This window comes from Sphingomonas paeninsulae (genome assembly GCF_003660165.1).
GTDB lineage: Bacteria > Pseudomonadota > Alphaproteobacteria > Sphingomonadales > Sphingomonadaceae > Sphingomonas_O > Sphingomonas_O paeninsulae.
Genome location: NZ_CP032828.1, coordinates 770,288 through 790,597, shown reverse-complemented (window position 1 = coordinate 790,597; position 20,310 = coordinate 770,288). Strand labels below are relative to the sequence as shown.

The following is a 20,310-nucleotide window of genomic DNA, read 5'->3' as shown; positions in this document are numbered from 1 at the left end:
CACCGCCGATGGATAACCCTGCGCACCTCGAGGACAACGCCCTGATTGCGGGGGAAACGGCGCCAGCGCTGATGGTGTCGCCTGACGATCTTTCCTGGGCGGTGGTGAACATGCGCGCGGTCGAGCGCATCGTCGTCATCGAGCCGCTGATCGCTGCGTACCAGTCCGCGTCTTCGCCGCACAGCATCCGTGCGCTCAAGTCCGACCTTGAGACGTTCGACTTCTGGTGCCGTCGCCACAACCGCATATCGCTCCCCGCAACCCCGGAGATCGTGGCGGATTATCTCGATGCGCGCGGAGAAGGAGAGTAAGCCAGCGTCGCTCGGCCGCTACAAGGCCTCGATCGCCAAAATCCACCTCCTGCTCGACCTGAAGGATCCGACGCCGGCCTCGCTGGTGAAGCTGCGCCTGCAGGCGATCCGTCGCCGTCTTGGCACGGCGCAGAAACAGGCGCGGCCGCTGCGGTTCAAAGGGCCGGTGCGCAATGTCGAGCGCGACGAGCCACGCGGGCTCAATGTGCGGGCGCTCCTGGAAAGCTGCGCGGAAGATCTGCCCGGCTTTCGTGATCGCGCGCTTCTCTCCGCCGGCTATGACACCGGTCTTCGTGCCTCCGAGTTGGTGGCGATCGAGGTCGAGCATATCTTTGAGGCGATCGATCCGGACGCGCGGCTGCTGAGCATCCCGCGCACCAAAGGTGATCAGGAGGGGAGGGGGCGACCGCCTATCTGAGCCCCCGCACTGTTCGCGCGATCGCGGCTTGGCTGGAGGTAGCCGGCATCGAAGCGGGGCCGGTGTTCCGCCGCGTCACGTCCGTCGCTACAAGGCGCGTCCCACAGTGCGCGGCTGCCGGCTCGACAGCCTCTCGGGTCGCGAGGCCTGGACCTGCGCAAGACGCTGTCGAAACCCGCCGTGCCGGCGCGGGTCGAATATGACGTGGGAGAGGCGGCACCTCATCCCGCGTCGGTCGGGCCGATCTACCAGTCGATGATCCAGCGGGCATTCGATTCCAGCGTGCTGGCGGACCTGACAACGGACGATCTTGCGCGACTGCTCAAGGGGATCAGCGCGCATTCGACGCGGGTGGACTTGAACCAGGACCTATTTGCCAGCGGCGAGGATTTGGTGGGGATTATGGATGCGTTGCGGTGGAAGTCGCCGCGCATGCCGCTGGCCTACAATCGCAACCTGGCGGCAGAACAGGGGGCGGCGGGTCGACTCATGGCAAAAATTGGATAGCGGAGATGCTTTGCTGACGTCCCGATAGAATGAACGGATATTCTGCAGAAGTGGTGCGGCAGCGAAGCTCTTTGCGAGGCAACCCATTGGTCGCCTAAAACGATCTCGCTGCCGTGCCATTTTTCAACTGTCCCGCGAGTTTCCCATCGCGGCTGGCAGTTCGTCGCGCAGCGCTTCGACCAGCCGGCTGATCTTCGGTAGCAAATGCCGCCGCTGCGGGTAGACCGCCCATATCGGCTCCTCGTCCGGCTGGAAGTCATCGAGCACCGGATTCAGTTCACCGGAGTCGATATAGGCAAAAGATAGAACTCGGGCAGCTGGCAGATACCCATCCCCGCCAGCGCCGCATCGACGACAGCGGTTCCGCTGTTGCAGCGCCATCGGCCGCGCGGGCGATGGAAGAATTCCTCGTCGCCCACCTTGAAGTGCCAGGCTGTCGCGGTGCCGGCCAGGCATTCATGTTGGCCAAGCTCGGACACATGGTGTGGCGTTCCACGTCGGGCGAGATAATCGCGTGCCGCGCAGCGCTGCGCTTCCTCAGGTTTCAACCGGTGCGCCTGACGTCGAGGATTCCTTCGTAATCCGGATGCGGCTCGTCAATGGGGCCGAGGGCACCGTTCAGCAGACCGGCGGTGCCATAGGCGGTCCAGCCAGCTTTTTCCGTGTCGCCGGCACCGAAGGTTCGATCTGGACCGAAGGAAACAAAGTGGGGTTGGCGACCAGGTTGGAAACACGCGAACTGGAATTGCCCGCCGATCTTTCCCTGCCCCGATCGAATGCCGGAACGACCCTCGCCAGCAAAGCGCCGAATGGCAACGCCTGACGACCGCGGAACTGGCTCCCTATTCCCAGCTTTGCCTGCATTTCCGGTCGCTGATTGAGGGCGGCTCACCTCCGGGGCCGGTAAAACTTGCGACATTCGCCGACGGCATCGCGGGCATGAAGGTGATTGAGGCCATTCGCGCCTCGGCCGGACAAGAGGGCGCGGTGGTTCAGGTATAGGACGGGGCTTTCGTCCGCCCCCGCCTGGTGTCCATTACCGCTTGACGACGACGGCGTCCGCCGGAAGGGCGTTGCCGGCGCTATAACTGCGCAATTTCTCCAACAACAACTGGGGGAGGGGAACCGCCTTGTTCGTTTGACGATCGGTGGTGATAGGACTTAGCCGACCGACGAAGACGATCCGGTCTTCCTCGTTCTCTGGTCTCTGATGGCGTCATCCAAGCGCCGGTTGCTTGGTCGACCACGGCGGCGCGACAAAAGCCCGGATGATCCGTCATCAAGGTAACGCGTCAACAATCGATGGGCGTGGCGGCGGCTGACGCTCATCAGCCTTGCTGCCTCGATAACTGTCATGCGACCTGAAACCACATGCATCAACGTCTCAACCCGCGAAAGCTCCTCGGTACTCATATGCAACACCGCCATGCCAAATACCTCCGAACAGCCGGAGGGCACGGTAGCCCAAGTGAGACATCTCTATCTTGCGCAACTGTGACATTTCTATCTAGCGCTTACATACATCAAGTCCGATAATATATGTTATGTTAAATTTTATTAATGACATAAGGGCGATGCGTGCGTTCGCGCAATCGCCTAAGCCAATTACGCCTCAACAGTCTCATGGTATTCGCCGGTGCATCGCAAGAGAGTCACATAAAACCTACTGTAAAGCCTGGCTAACCGTCTTGAAGGACGTGCGTTACAATTTCGTTCGTTCCCTGTTCCAGAATCATGTCCGATGATGTTTCCGATCGCAAAGCCGCCATCTTGAAGCAGATTCATGCGCGCGCCCAAGCGGTTTAGCCCACGTGTCATCCGCGAAACGGGCACGAAGCCTCGTTCGAAATTCAGCACTTTGGCAACAACTCGATGGCCCCTGCCCTTCTTACCTCCAGGCCGGAGCGTGTGTAATTTTTCGCTGATCGTGCCAGCGCACAAAATATGGTGCAAGCTCGCCCGGCAGTCTCGCCTCAAATTCCGCATCGAGTAGATAATGCGGCATGGCCTCAGCAATAGCGTCGAGCAACAGCAGGCCTTGCTTCCAGTCCTTGCTCCGCTTCAAGGGATTACGTTTGGACTGCTCCGACATCCACAGCTTCTGAAGCGCAAACCATCGAGGATCTGGAGCGACGATCCGCGCCGGACTTCCGTCTCGACAGATAACAACCTGATCAACATACCGGCCCTCAAGCAGCCATTCTTGTTCAGGCAATGGAACTGGTCGCGGACGATCGGTTCGGGCCATAGTGGCGGCCCTGGAAGGTGCAACGAGGATTTCAACCTCATAGGCCTTGGCATTGCGCGCTTGAAAGGTCCTTTCTGTGTTCACGGTAAAGGTGGGATCGACCGCTTTCAGGAGTTGCCAGAGGACCTGATCGTTGTTTGCGTTGATATCGCTCTCGGTCCAGGCCATGTCTAAATCTTCGGTTTCGTCAGGCATGGTCCGGATAATTCCACCCGCCTCGCTGGCATATGCCGCCATTGTGTTTGTGCCCACGATGAGCACTGTTGTCCCAAGGAGCCGACGCCGGTCCGCCTCACGCAGGATCGGTCCTGCAGCGCTGGCCAGCATTGGCAGCCGCAAAGCACGGGCCAGGCGACCGGACTCATCGAGCGCGGCCTTGCTTATTTCCCGGCGAACTTTGGCCTGTTGCTTTTTGGAGCGGTACGTTTCGAAAAGTGCCTCGTTGTCGTCTGACCACGGCCCAAGGCTTGTTCCGTTTCCACCACGATCGTGAATTTTATAAAGATAGGCGCGACCGCTGATTACTTTTCGTCGCAGATCATAGGGAAGCTGCGCAAGTTCCCGTTCAACGTCCATCCACACCTCATAACGCTGCCTCACATTGATGAGGGCTCGCGCCTGCTCGTCGGTATATGATGTCACGATCGTCATAGATTATCCCACGAATTATACTATTAAAAATATGTGGGATAAATACTACATCTCGACTGGGCATTATCAAATCTAAAATGAGGATATCCTACATTTTGCTAAACCGTAAAATTGCGGGATACCATCGCCGCCGTGCATCACACCTGGGGATCGGCACTGACCCACCACCCCCACGTGCACATGATTGTGCCGGGCGGTGGCATTGCTCCGGATGGCACGCGCTGGATATTTTCGCGTCCCGCCTTCCTCCTGCCGGTGCGCGTGCTGGGCAAGCTGTTCCGCCGTCTGTTCCTTACCCGATTGCTGGCGCTCTACGGCGCGGACAAGTTACGTTTTTACGGCAGCATGGCGCATTGGTCCGATCGTCGCGCCTTCTTGCGTCACATTGCGCCGGTCAGAAAAAAGCCATGGGTTGTCTATGCCAAGCCGGCGCGCAAAGACAGCCTCGCGCTCGCTCGCACGCTGCTGGCCGTCCCACTACCAACAGACGATCCCGAACCCGACGCGCCTGCCGACGCCCGTTCACCATGCCCATGTTGCGGTGGACACATGACGATCATCGAGTCCTTCGCCCGCTGGTGTCAGCCGCGCGCACCGCCGCAATCGACCGCACAAGCCCGGGAGCTGGCACCATGACCCGGCATGGACCGCTCGGCAATATGACCGCGATTACCACGCGACGGTCAATGGGATCGCTCGTGCCCGGTCCCGGGGACGTTGCGCCGATCACCCAATGTTCCACCGTGATAGTCTGCATGGGCCCATCGTTCGTGTCCAAAACACCCGGTTACGCCACCCTCCGCTCGCGCAGCCGCGCCGCGCGTAGCACGACTAAGACCAACCAAAATCCTCTTTCCCCATAACACCGCTCTTGCGGCCCGCGGGTTCCTGCATTGGAGGCTTTTGTACGCAAGCGCTCGAAACCCTTCACACAAGCTGACTCTCGATTACCAAAGTCGGACATTCCGCTTTCAAGCTGCCGCGCCGACGTCCGAAAAACAGACGGTCCGTTTTCAAATTCGTCCGCATTTCGGCACCCCCGATTAGCGCACCCGAACAGATCGAGCCGGCGACACAGCAGTACAAACGACCGGAACACCGCCTCTAAGGCACCCCGGTTGTCGCGGCGGAAATCGGCGATGGTCTTAAAGTCCGGCCGGATCCCACGCAGCAGCCCTATGACTTCGAAGTTGCGGACCGCTTCGGCTTCCAGACGCCGGCTCGACCGAACCCGGTTCAGATAGCCGTACAGGTAAAGCTTGGGCAGATCGCCCGGATCATACCGGGGCGACCGGTCGTCTTGGGTCGCGATCGAAGGAAGCCTGTTTCCTTCAAATCCAGCTCATCGACAAATGCTTCGATGAACCGAACCGGTTATCTGCTGCTACATAATCATCGACTACTGTCGGCAAGAGCAGCATCTGATCCCGCGCATGATCATCGATATACGCTATGATGAAAGCATACACCGGTCACAACCCTGACGGAATCCCAAACCAACTTTTCGCACGTTCTGACCAGTTTGTGGTCATTCGCCGGATCGGCGCACTCTGAAGCGCCCGGCTTGAACCGGGCACCCGATAGTTCAACGGACCCAGTGGCAGACGCGCTGCGCGTGACCATGATGACGCTCGACCTTGCAGACCTTGTGTGGCTTATGATTGGGGCGGGCTACTGCCGGAGCGATACCGGCCGTCAGCGTGGCAGCAGCAGCGATCGACAAGCCAACAATTTTCAACATACGCATTTACATTCTCCCAAGTGGAAGTTGCCATCTCGCGTTATTCACATGAACGATCTGTGTATCGCCTAAAACTGAAGTACTTTGTCCGCTTTACGCTCCATGCCGTTGCATTCGATATCCTGGAAAGCGGCCCTTATTGGTTCGGAGAATTGCTGCTGTCGAGCAGCACCGGGCGACGCTATCTGCCCGACGTTGCTGAGTGAAACTGCGGCAACGTAAACGAAGCAAGAAGGTCAATAAATCCCTGTGGCAGGAGTAATAGGCTGGCGCTGTTCATCTGCCTGATCTGCAACGACAGGCGCGCCTAAAGTGCGGCGCGTCATCTTCATTCGCGCGAGCAACACTCCTCCCAGCGCCAGAGCAAAGCCGACGAGTTGAACCGACACCAGTCGCTCACCGAACAGGATCCACGCCTCTACAGCCGCCAGCGGCGGCACCAAAAGCAACAGCACGCTAACCCGCGTCGCACCGTGGTGGCGCGTCATCCACACCAGCAACGATAGCGCGCCGACCGAAAGCACAAGCACCGACCAGCCAAGCCCCAGCCATAATGCCAAGGCGCCATCCCAGCGATAGTCGCCGATCGCGACCGTCGCCAAGGTGGCAACGATCGCGCCGCCGAGATTTTGCACTGCACCCGAAATGCGCATCGGGTCGCCGCAGATCGATCCGCGCTGAATCATCGTGCCTGCTGCCATGGCAACGATTGATGCCACCGCGGCAGCGGCCACGACAAATGGCACCGCAGTGTGCCCGCCGTGCATCAACAGCGGTGCCAGCACTAACGCAACGCCGACAAGTCCAATACCCAGTCCCATCCAGGCGCGCGCCACCAATCGTTCGCCGAGCAGACCAAAGGAGGCGACTGCAACTACAAGCGGCTGCAGCGCGCCGAGGAGCGCCATAATGCCGGCAGGCATGCCGCGCTGGATTGCCCACCAACTGGTGCACAGGTAGACACCATTGAGCAGCACACCCGCCACCAGGTGCAGCGCCAGCTGCCTGCCTCGCGGCAGGCTCTCGCGCGCGAACGCCACCAGCGTTCCGAGTAGCGCAGCAGAGAGCAGCATCCGAACGGCGAGGATCAACTCGGGCGCGGCATGTGGTACTGTCGCGCGTGCGGCGACAAAGCCGGTCGACCACATCAGCACGAATAATATTGGGGCGACGGTGAGCATGTGACGCCTTTGGAGACCGCTGCGAGAGGTGTCGAGAAAATACCTTGTAGGCCCCCTCTTGGGTTGCTCGTGTGCGCAAGTCTGTCCCCATTGCGCGCCAGACGGCTCACCTATTGATTCCGTGGAGGTCAAAGTGCTGATGGTAGCGTCGCCCCACCGCGATCGAAGGGATCGGTCCATCACCAGCCCTTTTACCATACTTAAACGATAAGGCCGCCCGTTCGGGGGCACCATCGACGACAAGCACTCACTGCCAGCCCCCACCAAGCGCTTTAAATACATCGACCTGCCGATCGATCAGCAGCGCGTCCGATGCGGCGAGATTTGCCTGCGCTGTGGTCAAAACGGCCTGGGCAGTGAGGAGGGAAAGGAAGTCGGTGCGCCCAAAGGTATAAAGTCGACCGGCCTGGCTGGCTGCGGTCGTTGCACTTGCCAGCGCGCGCGTCAGCGATGCGTTGCGGTCACCTTCGCGTGCATAGGCCGACAGCGCGGTTTCTGCCTGACGCAGGGCCTCCAAAGTTGTCGAATCGAACTGAGCAAGCGCCGCGTCTGCGGCGGCACCGCTTTCCACAATTTGCGCTCGCACGACGGGCCGATTTGGAAAGCTCCAGCTGATCAACGGCCCAAGGCTCAGATTAAACGCATTGCCCGAACCCAGAGACGACAGTGGTCCGATGAACCCTGCTGATCCGCCGAGAGAGACATCGGGAAACAGCGATGCCATTGCCACGCCAATTCGTGCGGTTGCCGCCGCCAGAGCACGTTCAGCCGCGCGGATGTCGGGACGGCGGCGGATCAGCCCGGCACCGTCCCCGATCGGCAACGGACGAGTCAAAGCCGGTGGGCGAGCGCAAGTCTCGACATCCCTTGGATAGTTCGCAGGCGCGCGGCCCATCAACGTCGCCAGACGATAGAGCGCGGCCGTGCGCGTCGCGATCGCCGCCGGGATAAGCGCCTCGCTTTGATCCACCGCGCTGCGCGCGCGTGTTACGTCAAAGGCGGTCCCGCGTCCGCCACGTTGCAATCGCTGGGTCACGTTCAATGTCTGGCGTTGCAAGGTCAATACGCGATTGTTGGCTGCCAGCACCACGTTGGCCATACACGCTGCGGCATAGCTGCGCGCGGTTTCGGCCGCGACCATCACGCGCACATTGTCGCGCGCGGCGGTAACGGCCTCTGCATCGCCCTGTGCAGCCTCGATCGCGCGGTGGATGCGGCCCGCAAGATCAAGCGGATAGGCAAGCGAAATACCCAAATTATAATCGAGCTTTCCGGGCAGTTTACCGCCCGTCGTATAGAGGCGGTCGAGCGACGTCCCGCCACCAAGCAATGTCGACAAACTACGCCCCGCAGCGACCTCTGTGACCACGGCATCGGCGCGGCGCAAATTCGCATCGGCCGCGCGCAGGTCGGTGTTCGCCGCCAACGCCTCGGTTACAAAACCGTCGAGCCGACTGTCGCCGTAAAGCTGCCACCAGTGATCAGGCAGCGGAACTTCGGCAAACGCCTTCTCGCTACCGCTCGCGAACTTTCCCGTGGCCGCCGGTTTGTTAACGGCAGCGAGGTTCGGCAACCGATAATTTGGTCCCACTGCAGTACATCCTGCCAGGGCAAGCGTCAGTAGGCCGGCAATCCGCTTCATGTCCGCACCCGTGGAAGGATCGTCACCGTTGCCGTGCGTCCGACAATCAACGGCACGCCCTTGGGCACCTGAAGCAGTTTCACCCGAACCGGGATACGCTGAGCCAGTCGCACCCAGTTAAAGGTGGGATTAACGTTGGGCAGCAGGTTGGTCGTATTAGTACGCTCGCTATCATTAATGGCGGCGGCAATGCTGTCGACACGACCGTGCAACGCCTGCGCCTCTCCCATAAGATGGACGATGACTGGATCTCCGATGTGGATGCTGCCGAGCTTGGTTTCCTCGAAATAGCCTTCGACGCGCCGGGAGTCATTGTCGACGAGTGCCATCGCCTGTGTCCCCGCCGCGATATAGTCACCCGGATGCAGGTCCAGATTGGTGACGACCCCGTTGACCGTCGCGCGCACCGTCGTGCGAGCCAGATTCAGCGCCGCAGTTGATCGCGCACTTTGCGCCTGCGCGAGGGCGGCCGACGCAGTCGCGACGCGTGCGACGTTCTGCTCGTGCGTTTCCTTGGCAACCAGATCACCCAGAGCCAGATCGCGCTGAGCCTCCCTGCCCGCCTGCAACAACGTCGCGCGCGCGCTCGCAATCGCTGCGTCGGACTGGGCGAGCGTCAATTCGAAGCGCGGGCGATCGACCACGAACAATATGTCGCCGGGCTTCACCAACTGATTGTCGTGAACTGCCACCTGAGTGATGAGGCCTGCCACATCTGGCGTCACACGTACCACATCGGCGCGAATATGCCCGTCGCGCGTCCACGGATCGGTCTCGTATCGCCGCCACAGCCACAGGGCGACCAGCACGGCGAGGATAACGATCAGCAACGTAACAGCGGAACGGGCAAGCGCGGCGGGCAGCGGTTTCATGACGAGGTTCCGGTGAAAAGGGACAACAGACCGAGGATGATGACAAACAAAGCTAGGTCGAAGAGCGGCCGATATGTGACCACGCGATAGGCTCCGAAAAACGATAGCAGACGCGTGGTAAGACCCGTCAACATCACTGCCGCGACGCTAAGCAACAACAGCGTCGGCAGATACACCCCGGCGATGGAAATCTCCCCCGTCATGTCGCCACTCCGTAGCCAGGGGCCATTGGGAACAGGTTTCGCCGGAGCGATGTCAACGCCAATACGCCTGCACGGCGACTGTCAGGCACGTCACTATGAGAAAGCTCTCTGATCGCCTCATCAATTCCGGCCAGCAGCGGCTCTTCGGGAATCATAGGCTCGCCGGGACGAAGCGCGCGATAATGCGCGCCGACGCCGCGCAGGACTGGCGTGATCGTCGCGGCTTCTTCTGCCGTCCCGTCCAACCGCAATTGCCGCAATTCGCCGACGGATACACCCACGCGCAAATCGGCGAGGGCATCGAGCACCGGCTTACCGGGATCTTCGCCGCGCAACGCAAGGCGCGGTGCCAGCAATCCGATCCGGTCGAGCATCCGCGCAATCCATCCCGCGGCGTCTGGTGGACCGGGTGCATCGCTGCGCTCGGCCAGTTCGCGCCATCCGGCTCGAATCAGCCTTAGCGCGCTGGCCTCGGCACCGATCGTCTGAAACAATCCGACGGTTACAGCCGCGAACAACGTCCCGACCAACTGCGAAATGCCGCCATTGAGGAACGTATCGAAGCCACCGCCATAGCGGTCGTTCAGGCCAACCGTGTTCAACCCGCCAAGCACGATACCAAGCGCCAGCAGCATTGTCTTCGGTCGCGCAAGGAACTTGCCGATGAGCAGCAGCGCAGGCGCTAGAACCGCGACGAGCGTCACGAAATCGGTCACGCGCGGGAGGATCGCAAATGCATAGATCGCAGCCATTAGCAGACCGATGAGCGTGCCATAGAAGAACATCAGGATCGATGGTGCGGGATCGTCGCTATTGCCGAACAACGCGCAACACACCCCAGCGATGAGCACCGCCCCTGCTCCGTCCGCCCATCCGGTCCCAATCCAGAAAGTGCATCCCAGCAGAATCGTTACAACCGTGCCGGCCGCTGCCCGCAGCGCGATCCCGTGATCACGATGCAGCGGTCGCCGCGCGCTGCGGGCCAGTAAGATGGCCACCCCCGGCATCACCGGGTTTCGGGATGGAGAACGCATTTGATCGCGCAGATCGCGGGCGTTACGGTGTGCGTCGATCAAATCGGCAAGCCGCGCCAACAGGCTGAGGCGCAGCGCATCTCGCCAGATAAGAGTATCGCCGACGACAGGCTCCAATAAGCGCGCGCGTTCGATCAGCGCGTCGGCAATCGCGCCCCGTTCGATCGCCTTGCGTGGATCGAGTAGCCATGCTCGCACATCTTCGATCAGGTCCATCGCCTCGGGCCGGGGAGCATCCGCGCCGCGCATCAGTTCGACAATCCGATCGTCGACCGCACTCGCGAGCGGCAACAGCATCGAAAGTTCGGCTTGCAATGCCCGCAACGTGCGAACGCGCGGCAACAGGCGCGCGGTATCAAACGGCAAATGAATGGAAAGCTGGTGAAGCTCATTGATATCGAGCGCCAGTCGCCGCCGATCCTGATCCAGCGCGACATCGGAAACACCTGCCAGAGAATCCCGCGACCACTGCTCAGCATCAGTTAGAATAGCGTCGATCCGTGCCAGCAATGTCGCCGTAACCGTCTGTGGAAAGACAAAACCGTGAATCAAGCTACCGCATAATATGCCGATCGTGATCTCCTGAACGCGCAAAATCGCAGTCGGGAAAATGTCGTTCGGTGCCAGAACCGATGGGAAACCGATAATGCTGGCCGTATATCCAGCAAGTAGAAACACATAGGCGCGTGGCGTCCGATCGAGCAACGATATGTAAAGGCATAAGCCCAGCCATAGCGCGAGTCCCAGCGATAACAGCTCAGGCGCATTGACCAGATTTGGTACGAGTACGACTGCAGCGATCGCGCCCAGTACTGTTCCTGCAACCCGGAACACCGCCTTCGACAACACCGCACCTGCCAGCGGCTGCGCGACGATATACGAGGTCGTCACCGCCCAGTAAGGCCGGGTCAGGCCAATGCGGAGCGCTACATAATAGGCGAGCATCGCCGCAATGAAGCATTTTGTTGTAAAAAGGGCTTCGGCTGCGCCGAATCGATTGGTCACTTTACTATCCGCTGGCGCGTAAAGCGGGCAGCAAGACGCTCAGCCACGTCAATCGCAATCGCCAGATCACTATCGGAAACGCCGATCAGCATATCCTTCCGCAGATCTGCAAATACGCGTTCGATCTCAGCAAACAGATCGAGCCCTTTTTGCGTAAGATATACACGTGTCACCCGGCCATCGATCTCATCTGGACGGCGGTTCACGAGCGTGGCCGCGACAAGCTGATCAACGACACGGACGAGCGAAGCGCCGGTAACATCCAGTTCCCGCGCGAGATCGGTCTGGCGCGCATCGTCGCCAAGCCGTCCGAGTTGAACTAACGCCCAGCCGGATGCTGCGGATACGCCCATTCCGCTCAGCGCTCGATCCGCGGCCTGCCGCCACAATCGGGCAAGCGGAAGCAGCGTCCGCGAATAGTTCGACTCGAGCTGGAATCGTTTGGATGTCATTAGCATCCTAAGTAATAAAATCGGGGATTTACGCAATCCCTCATGATGGATGTGGATCGGTATTGTGCTAAACGACGGCCAGCCCATTCTCATGCGCTAACATCGCGGTAGCCTCAAGTCGTGAGGCGGGTTCCGCAGTGCCGTGCTTCATCGCTATTCTGCCGTTGGTACGTTGACCTTCGTCCAGCTTCCTACCACTGAGAAACATGACCAAGGGGAAGCTGATAGCGACGTTGACCCGCCACATCGACGCCCGGAGGGTCGATGAGTTCGAATGCGTGTTTTCGGTCCTGTTGGCCATTCTGGTTGCGCATTTGATCGGTGCCACGAATATTTCCTGGGCGGCCTTTGCCGGTTACATGGTGATGCGAGGCCATGTGGTCGACACACTTTCACGCGGCACGTTGCGGGTTGTAGGAACGGTCGGCGGCGGGTTGCTGGCGCTGCTGGTAACTCCGATGCTCGCCCCCCACTGGCCATTTGCGGCTCTGGCTTTGATGCTGGTCGGAACGGCCAGCCTTTATGCCGCAATCACCGCAAAACGCGCCTATGCGTGGCTATTCTTCGGGCTGACTTTCGCAATGGTACTGTTCGACAAAATCGAACACCCTCAAATCGCGCTCATCGAATTCGTCGAGACACGGATTTTGGAAACGGTCGCGGGGACACTGGCGTGCATGGTGGTCAGCCTTGCATCGGGCTTCACCTTGCGCCGTTATTGGCCAGCGAGCCGAACTGCCGCCCAGCAACAGCCCGGCTGGCATCCGAATGCTTTTCGTCATGCGGCACAAGGTGGCACGGCGCTGGCGACCCTCATCATCCTTTCGGCATGGCTGCACGTCCCAGCCCTTGCGCAGTCGGCCGTCACAATCATGGCAGTGATGCTGGTGCCTGTCGGGGGCATCGGACCAAGTGCCTTCCGGCCAGTGAACATACGGATATTGCAGCGTTTCGTTGGCTGTATCGCCGGCGCTGTGCTCGCAGCGTGTTTCCTGTTCACAGCTCAGGGGTCAGCGGCGGTGCTCGTTTTCGGAACAATTGTCGGCGTCGCTATCGGACGCCATCTGGAAAATGGCCATCACGCCTATCGCTATTTCGGTATGCAATTCACGTTGGCGATCCTCATTACCCTTGTGCCGGACAGTTATGCCAATGTGGCCATCGCACCCGCACTCGAACGCTTGTCCGGTATCCTGATCGGCATGGCCGTGCTCGAGCCAGTCCTGATCCTGTGGCATGTCTTTAGCCCATCACGCACGGCCATCGGTCCGCCACCCCCTTCCGAAGAACCAGGCGTAATCTGAAACTTCCGGTTATTCGATACCGCCCGCAACGCTCGCTCGAATAACACACTGGAGGTTCTGCTTCGGTCGCACGGTTTGCGCCATCCAGAGCGCGAATGTTCGCGATTTGGTCGTTGCGTCTCTATCTAGGAAAAAATGATCAAAACCCTCATCGCGGCCACGCGTGATCGAAATCGCTTAACCGAAATTTTGCAGATTGCTTCCACCTTTGGACTTAGCACTCTGTTTTCGGCAGCGATACGTCGTGCAACCGTGCGGATCGTGCGGGCGAGACTCTCGCCCGAGCGTGGGACACCCACGGTGCAAACGCTGGCCTGGGAACTCGCAAAAATTGGCGATGACGGCCCACGTCTGGTGCGGGCGGCAATGCGCCGCCTGGAGGCTGATCCCCCGGTCACGAACGGAGATTCCCGTGCGGCCATTATCTCAGCAGGCCGCTGGATTGCGGGTGCCATCCTGATTGGACTTGCAATGGTGGCGGCAGCGTTGGCGTTTTCTTAACCCGATTGAACCGGCTTAACTAAGATCGTGCAGCGCTCAATCTTTACTCTTCAGGTCAAAATTCGCGCCGCCCGAAGAAGTTATTCATTTTGGCCCGCCTTTGACCGGAGTGGACGAATAGCGGCAGGGGGTGGATTTCAGTCAGTCAGCTTTCAGGCGCAACCCTTGTCAAAACTGACGTTGCGTGTTCGGAATTAGCGTCACCAGCTTGTAATCGGGGCGCTCCGCCGGACTGAAAGTGTGCTGCTCGTAGGTGAGCGGGCCGTCCGTGGGGTGAAGGAAGGTTCGCGAACCTCCTTCGCGCGCCATGACGGACTGATCATCCCACTCGCGAGCGAAAAGATCGGATTCGTCTTTCATCTGATCGACAAACTCGCCCATGTTCCTATCGTTCAGCGCATGGCCATAATCGGCGCGAAATTCGGCAAGCAACCGGCGGGCGCTACCCTCCCAATCGGGAAGCAGATCGCGGACCGACAGGATGGTGAAAGTGTAGCGTAGCAGGTTTTTCTGCTGTCCTTCGCCCAACCAGCCGTCAAATAGATGTTCAGCAGCCTTGTTCCAGCAGCGGGCATTCCACAACCTGTCCAGTCCATAGGCTGGGTAAACCAATGCCTTGACCAGCGCCGCCACAGATTCCGGTGCCTCGGAAATTGGACCCGGTGGCGATGTGTCGGGATCGCGGCGCCCTGCCAGTTCGAAGAGATAAGCTCGTTCCGCCGGGGTCAATGCGAGAGCAGCAGCCAGTCTGGCCAGCGCCTCGGGTGACGCGCTGACATCACGTCCCTGCTCGATCCAAGCGCACCAGGTAACACCGATGCCGGCACGCACTGCAAGTTCCTCTCGCCTTAATCCGGGCGTCCGGCGTCTACGTGTCGGTAGGTCCGGAACGACACGCTCGCGGTGTGAGCGGACAAACTGTCCGAGTAGCCGACGCTGTTCCTCGCTCTTCATGGGATACATTATAACAGGATAAGATTGCATATTGTAATAGGCTGATGGAGGCGCTCTCTAAGAGTTAAGGAGGATGCCCATGACCCGTTTGCATAATGTTGTTGTTCAGGATCAGTTCGGTTCTCGCGCCGATGCTTATGTGCAAAGCGCCGTCCATGCTGGCGGCGACGATCTCGCTGCGCTGGAGACTGTGGCCCGCCGTGAAAATCCCGAGCGGGCGATAGACCTTGGAGCGGGAGGGGGGCATGTCGCCTATCGGCTTGCGTCCCATGCAGTCTCAGTGAAGGCCGTCGATCTTTCGGCCGAGATGATGATTGCCGTATCCGACGCCGCCCGCGAACGGGGCTTGTCAAACATCGAGACGTGCGTCGCGTCGGCCGAAAATCTTCCGTTCGATGACGCGTCGTTCAACTTCCTGGCCTGCCGCTTTTCCGCCCATCACTGGCACAATTTCGAGGCTGGGTTGCGACAGGCAAGGCGGGTATTGAAACCCGGTTCGACCGCCGTGTTCATCGACGTGGTGTCCCCAGGGTTTGCTGTGCTCGACACCCATCTGCAAGCCGTGGAGTTACTTCGCGATCCCTCTCATGTTCGCAATTATACAGGGTTCGAATGGGAGGCTGCACTGGCGCGTGCCGGTTTCCGCGTGCGGAACACACAAACGCGGCGGCTTCGCATGGACTATGCGACTTGGGTCGAGCGTATGCAAACACTCGAACCACATCGAGCGGCAATTCGATCACTTCAACAGAGCGCCTCGACCGAAACTACGACATATTACGAGATTGAATCGGACGGTTCCTTCACACTCGACACAATACAGATCGAGGCTGCTGCTTGCAGAGCAAGGTGGAGTTCCGCCGCTTGAGTTGGGACACGGATCGAAGGTTTTGTCTCGCGGTGTCCGGCTTTGTGGGCAAAAAAACGCGCCACGACCGGCTCTGTTTTGATCGAAAGCGGCTTTCCCGTTTCAGGCATTGCCGGCAACGAGTGAAGTCTGGATGGCAAGCCACTACACCAATGTAGCCATCAGGCAGCCACGGCGAAGATTTCATCGAAGAACGCCTGCATCTCCGTCCAGGACCGCGCGTCCGCCTTGGCATCGTAGCGCGCGAAGTTCGGGCGCCCGAGCCGATCGGCGGCTGGATTGGTAAAGCTGTGCACAACACCGCCATAAACGTTCATCTGCCAGTCGACGCCACCAGCGCGCATTTCCTCTTCGAAAGCCGTACGCTGTGCGGCGTCAATGCCCGGATCGTCGGCCCCAGTACAGACAAGCACTTTGCCCGTGATCGCCTTCGCATCGTCCGGCGAAACGGTCGCCAGCCCGCTATGGAAGCCGACCACGCCGGCGATTGCGCCCCCGCCACGCGCGAGTTCGAGGGCCATCGTGCCGCCGAAACAATAGCCGATCGCCGCCACCCGTGCAGGATCGACTTCCGGTCGGGCAAGGAGAGCGTCCAAGCCGCCCCGCGCGCGTGCACGGGTGCGTTTTGGATCCTCGCGCAGCGGATTTATCAATCCCATCACTGCGTCAAGTTCATTGTAAACCTTGCCGTTTCCGTGAAGATCGCACGCCAACGTGACATAGCCAAGTCCAGCGAGACGCTCGGCGCGCGACTTTGCATGATCGCCAAGGCCGAAGGCCTCCGGAAACACAAGCACGCCCGGGCGGCGTCCCTCGCGCGCAGCGTCAATATACAGATGGCTCTCCATCTGGAGAGCATCGGCGTCGTAGGTCAGGATTGTGGTGTGCATCTGCGGCTTGCCTCGAACCAGTTCTTGTTCGACGGAGGTTAGACCGCAAGGATGCAGCGAGCAACGGAGAGGATCGCGTCAGAATGTCCAAGGAAACATCGGTCGCGCCTCCGTCACTCCCCATGCCGCAATCGGTGCGGCTAATTTTTGGCGCACTCATGCTGGTGATGCTGCTGGCCTCACTCGACCAAACGATCGTGTCTACGGCGCTACCTACGATCGTGGGCGAGTTCGGTGGACTGGAGCATCTCTCGTGGATCGTCACCGCCTATATGCTGGCGACCACCATCGTCACGCCGCTCTATGGCAAGCTCGGGGACCTGTTCGGACGCAAGATCGTGCTGCAGGGTGCGATCCTGTTGTTCCTGGCTGGCTCGGCACTGTGCGGCCTCAGTCGCTCGATGGGCGAGCTGATTGCTTTTCGCGCAATTCAAGGATTAGGCGGCGGTGGATTGATGGTGACGACCATGGCAGCTATCGCCGACATCATCCCACCGCGTGACCGCGGCCGCTATCAGGGCTTTTTCGGGGGCGTGTTCGGAGTCTCGACCGTGCTCGGACCTTTGATCGGCGGCTTCTTCGTCGAGCATCTTAACTGGCGCTGGATATTCTACATCAATCTGCCGCTCGGACTCGTCGCTCTGAGTGTGATTGCCATTGCCTTCACGTCGCCGGCCGAGCGGCGGCGACCGGCGATCGACGTAGCCGGTGCAGCGCTGATGGCGGTCCTACTGACTGCGCTCGTCCTGTTCACCAGCCTCGGTGGCCATACTTATCCCTGGAACTCCCCCATGATCCTTGGGCTGGCGGCACTCGCTCTTGCGGCGCTGGTCGGCTTTATCATGGTCGAGCAGCGGGCATCTGAGCCGATCTTGCCATTGCCCCTCTTCACCAATCCAACCTTCCTCGTCGCGTGCGCAGTCGGGTTCATTGTCGGGCTGGCGATGTTCGGGTCGGTCACATACATGCCCATCTACCTGCAGGTGGTGAAGGGAGTCAGCCCCTCCACCGCCGGCCTTCAGTTGACGCCGATGATGGGTGGCGTGCTCGTCACTTCAATCGTCAGCGGACAAATCATCAGTCGGATTGGCCGCTACCGGCTGTTTCCGATCATTGGCACTGCGGTTATGACAATTGGTCTGGGCCTGCTCTCTACGCTGGGAACGACCAGCAGCTTATGGGCAGCCCCCGCTTACATGCTGGTGCTGGGCCTCGGTCTCGGTATGGTCATGCAAGTGCTGGTTATGGCCGTGCAGAACGCCGTCGACTACCGCAATCTGGGCGTCGCCACCTCGGGCACGACCCTGTTCCGTTCGACCGGGGGCTCGGTCGGTGTATCGCTGTTCGGCGCAATTTTCGCCGCGAACCTTGCGAGCGGCCTCGCCAGTCGGATGCCGGCCGGAGCCGTACTGCCCAACGCAAGCAACGCAGCGGGCATGGCGGCGCTGACACCCGCAGTCCGCAGCGTGTATTTAGAGGTGTTCACCGCCGCGCTCCAACCGGTGTTCCTCTCGGCGGCGGTGATTGCAGCATTTGCGTTCTTGCTTACCTGGTTTCTCAAGGAAGTTCCGTTGCAGGGCGGCGAACGATCGGAGACGATTGGGGAGAGCTTCGCGATGCCACACGACGCGACCTCGCTCGAGGAACTGGAGCAGATCGTCACGCGACTGGGTCTGCGCGAGCATCGCTGGGAGACCTATCGGCGTATCGCTGAACAAGCCAATGTCTCGCTTGCGCCCGATGAGATCTGGCTCTTGGCACAGCTCTGTCGGGATGCGGACAGATCGCCTAAAGATCTCGCGGATGGAGAGCTTGAGCCGATCGCCTCTCGTCTCATCGATCGAGGTCTTCTGACGTACGAAGGCGACGGCAAGATGGTGGTCTCAAAAGCAGGTCTCCAGACTTTCGAGCAGGTCGTCGCGGGTTATCGCGCGCGGCTCGCGGAAATCCTCAAACGCTGGTCACCGGAAGATCACGACGAAGTCAGGGCGATGCTCAACGGCCTGGCGCGCGAGTTGGTCGCCGAACTGCCGGCCAGCTCCCGGGCGGCAATTTCGTAACCCGATCCAACTGGCGATCGATCATGTCACATCAACACAGATAAGTTTGGCAAGAGATATCCGCTATACGCAACGTCAGGTTTGATGTCTGGTAAAGCGAAGTGCTCAGGCACATCGACATTTATTCAAGCAACCGGGCGGCTCGTGGCTGGTTCTTGATTTCGGTCGATAATCTCGGTGTGGGTACTTCCAGCATTCATGACGTCGCGAAACTGGATTATACCGCCTTTGACGCTGCCCGACGCTTTTCCGGCGATGGTTAATCCGATCAAAATCGCTATAGCGCAATCGATGGGCGGCTGTATGACGATCATCCAACAAGGTCGACGCGGTGCAGTCAGTGGCCCATTGCGACGTGCGCTGTCGAAGCGAGATTGCTTCGCAGGTTTCAGGTGCTATCGCGTTGTCCGTGACGACCAAATTTAAAACACTGCCTCTGGCCGCCACGGGCGCGATGCTCGTTCTTGCGAGCGCGGGATGCACTCAGCCGCGCGGCGTCGCCAGTTCCCCTTTCGCGACGACCGCTCTCAGGCAGGATGTGCCCGCAGCCCCGGAGTGGTGGCGAGAAGCGGGCGATCCGGTTCTCGCGACGCTCGTGCAACAAGGACTCGCTTTCAACCAAGAGATTACCTGCCGCGTCTCCGGGCTGCGGCGATACGATCTTCAAGTCGCACAGGAGGCAAAATGGATCGGGGCGAGGCTGGACCACCTGCTGGGCGCCGACCAGAAGGCGCCGGCAGAGGCCCGCGCCAATGCCCGCGAAGAGCGGGTCCAACGCGTAGTCGTGCGGCGCGCCCATCTGGCTCGGCAGATCGCGCTCGCCTATGTGGAGGTTCGACGCCTTCAGGAGGAAGTCACCCTGCGCAGCGGCTTGCGCTATCAGTACAAAGACAATGCTGAAGTTGCCCAGTTCCGTCGCGAGGCTGGACTGGTTTCGGCCATCGACGGCGCATTGGCGCGATCGCAAGACCAAGCAGCGGAAGGCGAATTGGGCTTCGCGCAAAGCCGCTTGAGCGACGCCATATCGCAACTGGCCGGCATGATTGGCGATACGCCCGAGGCTCTCGCTGGCAAGCTGGGGACGCCCGGCACGATCCTCACCTCACCTATCGACCTGCTGGCGACAACGGACCCCGGCAATCCGCGCCGCGTCGCGCTGGCCGATGACGTGGCGCGGGAAGCCCGTCTAGCGAAGGCCCTGGAGGACGCGCGCCGGACTGTCAGGGATGCGCGCGGAGCCTATCGACAGGGAGCCGGCGAATTTGCCACGCTCTACGTCGCGGAAGCCGCTGTCACGGCGGTGAACCTCGCGTTCGTCAATGCCAGGGCAAGCCGAGTGATGGCGACGCTGGACTTGTGGTCCGAACAAGACCCCGCGTGGGCTCGCAAGGGCCTCGCTCCGACGGTCGCCGCCGAGCCGCCCACCAAGGACGAAACGATCACGGTGACTGCCGACTGTGACTGATAT

The 20,310-nt window shown here is 60.2% G+C and carries 21 protein-coding genes and 3 pseudogenes; 11 read left to right on the top strand and 13 right to left on the bottom strand.

All coding sequences use genetic code 11. The annotated features are described in order from the left end of the window. Nucleotides 1-8: 8 nt before the first annotated feature. The 3 genes from D3Y57_RS20765 (at nucleotide 9) to D3Y57_RS20755 (ending at nucleotide 1,236) form a co-directional block, all read left to right on the top strand. Nucleotides 9-311 carry a hypothetical protein gene (locus tag D3Y57_RS20765; RefSeq protein WP_239025754.1) on the top strand — a complete coding sequence of 101 codons (303 nt, stop codon included), beginning with the start codon at nucleotides 9-11 and terminating at the stop codon, nucleotides 309-311. Then, a complete protein-coding gene (locus D3Y57_RS20760) occupies nucleotides 289-729 on the top strand; it encodes a site-specific integrase (protein WP_239025753.1) in 441 nt (146 codons plus the stop codon). The genes D3Y57_RS20765 and D3Y57_RS20760 overlap by 23 nt, the downstream gene beginning before the upstream one ends. A gap of 180 nt (nucleotides 730-909) precedes the next feature. Then, nucleotides 910-1,236, top strand: a complete 327-nt coding sequence (locus D3Y57_RS20755) for a site-specific integrase (protein WP_239025752.1) — start codon at nucleotides 910-912, stop codon at nucleotides 1,234-1,236. 123 nt (nucleotides 1,237-1,359) lie between these two features. Here D3Y57_RS20755 and D3Y57_RS21300 read toward each other — a convergent pair. Then, nucleotides 1,360-1,784, bottom strand: a pseudogene (locus D3Y57_RS21300) (LysR substrate-binding domain-containing protein). On the opposite strand from D3Y57_RS21300, the gene D3Y57_RS05085 reads away from it, so the two are divergent. Then, nucleotides 1,721-2,059, top strand: coding sequence for a hypothetical protein (locus tag D3Y57_RS05085; protein WP_162986864.1), 339 nt, complete (start codon nucleotides 1,721-1,723; stop codon nucleotides 2,057-2,059). The pseudogene D3Y57_RS21300 and the gene D3Y57_RS05085 sit on opposite strands and share 64 nt — an antisense overlap. A gap of 338 nt (nucleotides 2,060-2,397) precedes the next feature. Here D3Y57_RS05085 and D3Y57_RS21540 read toward each other — a convergent pair whose 3' ends face one another. Both D3Y57_RS21540 and D3Y57_RS05075 read right to left on the bottom strand, forming a co-directional pair. Beyond that, nucleotides 2,398-2,592, bottom strand: a complete 195-nt coding sequence (locus D3Y57_RS21540) for a helix-turn-helix domain-containing protein (protein WP_430739002.1) — start codon at nucleotides 2,590-2,592, stop codon at nucleotides 2,398-2,400. A 532-nt stretch (nucleotides 2,593-3,124) separates the two neighbouring features. Further along, the gene (locus tag D3Y57_RS05075) at nucleotides 3,125-4,135 is read right to left on the bottom strand and encodes a GSU2403 family nucleotidyltransferase fold protein (RefSeq protein WP_121151908.1); all 1,011 of its coding nucleotides are present in this window, start codon (nucleotides 4,133-4,135) and stop codon (nucleotides 3,125-3,127) included. A 123-nt stretch (nucleotides 4,136-4,258) separates the two neighbouring features. Here D3Y57_RS05075 and D3Y57_RS05070 point away from each other — a divergent pair. Continuing rightward, nucleotides 4,259-4,771, top strand: a pseudogene (locus D3Y57_RS05070) (transposase); the annotation flags it as partial. A 415-nt stretch (nucleotides 4,772-5,186) separates the two neighbouring features. On the opposite strand, the pseudogene D3Y57_RS05065 reads toward D3Y57_RS05070, so the two are convergent. Together D3Y57_RS05065 and D3Y57_RS20050 are read right to left on the bottom strand one after the other, a co-directional pair. Continuing rightward, nucleotides 5,187-5,556 (bottom strand): annotated as a pseudogene (locus D3Y57_RS05065) (transposase); the annotation flags it as partial. Nucleotides 5,557-5,720: 164 nt separating this feature from the next. Then, complete coding sequence (locus D3Y57_RS20050; RefSeq protein WP_162986863.1) at nucleotides 5,721-5,882, bottom strand: hypothetical protein; 162 nt, start codon at nucleotides 5,880-5,882, stop codon at nucleotides 5,721-5,723. A gap of 53 nt (nucleotides 5,883-5,935) precedes the next feature. Between D3Y57_RS20050 and D3Y57_RS05060 the strand changes: the two genes are divergently transcribed. Next, nucleotides 5,936-6,082 carry a hypothetical protein gene (locus D3Y57_RS05060; protein ID WP_162986972.1) on the top strand — a complete coding sequence of 49 codons (147 nt, stop codon included), beginning with the start codon at nucleotides 5,936-5,938 and terminating at the stop codon, nucleotides 6,080-6,082. Nucleotides 6,083-6,112: 30 nt separating this feature from the next. Here D3Y57_RS05060 and D3Y57_RS05055 read toward each other — a convergent pair whose 3' ends face one another. The 6 genes from D3Y57_RS05055 to D3Y57_RS05030 form a co-directional block, all read right to left on the bottom strand. Continuing rightward, the gene (locus tag D3Y57_RS05055; protein ID WP_121151904.1) at nucleotides 6,113-7,057 is read right to left on the bottom strand and encodes a DMT family transporter; all 945 of its coding nucleotides are present in this window, start codon (nucleotides 7,055-7,057) and stop codon (nucleotides 6,113-6,115) included. A 247-nt stretch (nucleotides 7,058-7,304) separates the two neighbouring features. Beyond that, the gene (locus tag D3Y57_RS05050) at nucleotides 7,305-8,699 is read right to left on the bottom strand and encodes an efflux transporter outer membrane subunit (RefSeq protein ID WP_121151902.1); all 1,395 of its coding nucleotides are present in this window, start codon (nucleotides 8,697-8,699) and stop codon (nucleotides 7,305-7,307) included. Further along, on the bottom strand, nucleotides 8,696-9,571 hold the full coding sequence (locus D3Y57_RS05045; RefSeq protein WP_121151900.1) for an efflux RND transporter periplasmic adaptor subunit: 876 nt from the start codon (nucleotides 9,569-9,571) through the stop codon (nucleotides 8,696-8,698). Before D3Y57_RS05045 ends, D3Y57_RS05050 begins: the two co-directional genes overlap by 4 nt. Continuing rightward, nucleotides 9,568-9,774, bottom strand: a complete 207-nt coding sequence (locus tag D3Y57_RS05040) for a DUF1656 domain-containing protein (protein ID WP_121151898.1) — start codon at nucleotides 9,772-9,774, stop codon at nucleotides 9,568-9,570. The genes D3Y57_RS05045 and D3Y57_RS05040 overlap by 4 nt, the downstream gene beginning before the upstream one ends. Further along, nucleotides 9,771-11,813, bottom strand: coding sequence for an FUSC family protein (locus D3Y57_RS05035; RefSeq protein ID WP_121151896.1), 2,043 nt, complete (start codon nucleotides 11,811-11,813; stop codon nucleotides 9,771-9,773). The genes D3Y57_RS05040 and D3Y57_RS05035 overlap by 4 nt, the downstream gene beginning before the upstream one ends. Next, entirely contained in the window at nucleotides 11,810-12,265 is a 456-nt protein-coding gene (locus D3Y57_RS05030; protein ID WP_121151894.1) for a MarR family winged helix-turn-helix transcriptional regulator, read from the bottom strand. The genes D3Y57_RS05035 and D3Y57_RS05030 overlap by 4 nt, the downstream gene beginning before the upstream one ends. 206 nt (nucleotides 12,266-12,471) lie before the next feature. Between D3Y57_RS05030 and D3Y57_RS05025 the strand changes: the two genes are divergently transcribed. Together D3Y57_RS05025 and D3Y57_RS05020 are read left to right on the top strand one after the other, a co-directional pair. Then, a complete protein-coding gene (locus tag D3Y57_RS05025) occupies nucleotides 12,472-13,569 on the top strand; it encodes an FUSC family protein (RefSeq protein WP_121151892.1) in 1,098 nt (365 codons plus the stop codon). A gap of 135 nt (nucleotides 13,570-13,704) precedes the next feature. Next, complete coding sequence (locus tag D3Y57_RS05020) at nucleotides 13,705-14,070, top strand: hypothetical protein (RefSeq protein ID WP_121151890.1); 366 nt, start codon at nucleotides 13,705-13,707, stop codon at nucleotides 14,068-14,070. A 168-nt stretch (nucleotides 14,071-14,238) separates the two neighbouring features. Here D3Y57_RS05020 and D3Y57_RS05015 read toward each other — a convergent pair whose 3' ends face one another. Further along, nucleotides 14,239-15,024, bottom strand: a complete 786-nt coding sequence (locus D3Y57_RS05015; protein ID WP_121152131.1) for an MmyB family transcriptional regulator — start codon at nucleotides 15,022-15,024, stop codon at nucleotides 14,239-14,241. 79 nt (nucleotides 15,025-15,103) lie between these two features. On the opposite strand from D3Y57_RS05015, the gene D3Y57_RS05010 reads away from it, so the two are divergent. Further along, complete coding sequence (locus D3Y57_RS05010; protein WP_121151888.1) at nucleotides 15,104-15,892, top strand: class I SAM-dependent methyltransferase; 789 nt, start codon at nucleotides 15,104-15,106, stop codon at nucleotides 15,890-15,892. A 161-nt stretch (nucleotides 15,893-16,053) separates the two neighbouring features. On the opposite strand, the gene D3Y57_RS05005 is transcribed toward D3Y57_RS05010, so the two are convergent. Then, complete coding sequence (locus tag D3Y57_RS05005) at nucleotides 16,054-16,782, bottom strand: dienelactone hydrolase family protein (RefSeq protein ID WP_121151886.1); 729 nt, start codon at nucleotides 16,780-16,782, stop codon at nucleotides 16,054-16,056. Between the two features lie 158 nt (nucleotides 16,783-16,940). Here D3Y57_RS05005 and D3Y57_RS05000 point away from each other — a divergent pair, with 158 nt between their 5' ends. Both D3Y57_RS05000 and D3Y57_RS04995 read left to right on the top strand, forming a co-directional pair. Beyond that, nucleotides 16,941-18,842 carry an MDR family MFS transporter gene (locus tag D3Y57_RS05000; RefSeq protein WP_239025750.1) on the top strand — a complete coding sequence of 634 codons (1,902 nt, stop codon included), beginning with the start codon at nucleotides 16,941-16,943 and terminating at the stop codon, nucleotides 18,840-18,842. Between the two features lie 409 nt (nucleotides 18,843-19,251). Continuing rightward, nucleotides 19,252-20,307 carry a TolC family protein gene (locus D3Y57_RS04995; RefSeq protein WP_239025749.1) on the top strand — a complete coding sequence of 352 codons (1,056 nt, stop codon included), beginning with the start codon at nucleotides 19,252-19,254 and terminating at the stop codon, nucleotides 20,305-20,307. Nucleotides 20,308-20,310: the final 3 nt, after the last annotated feature.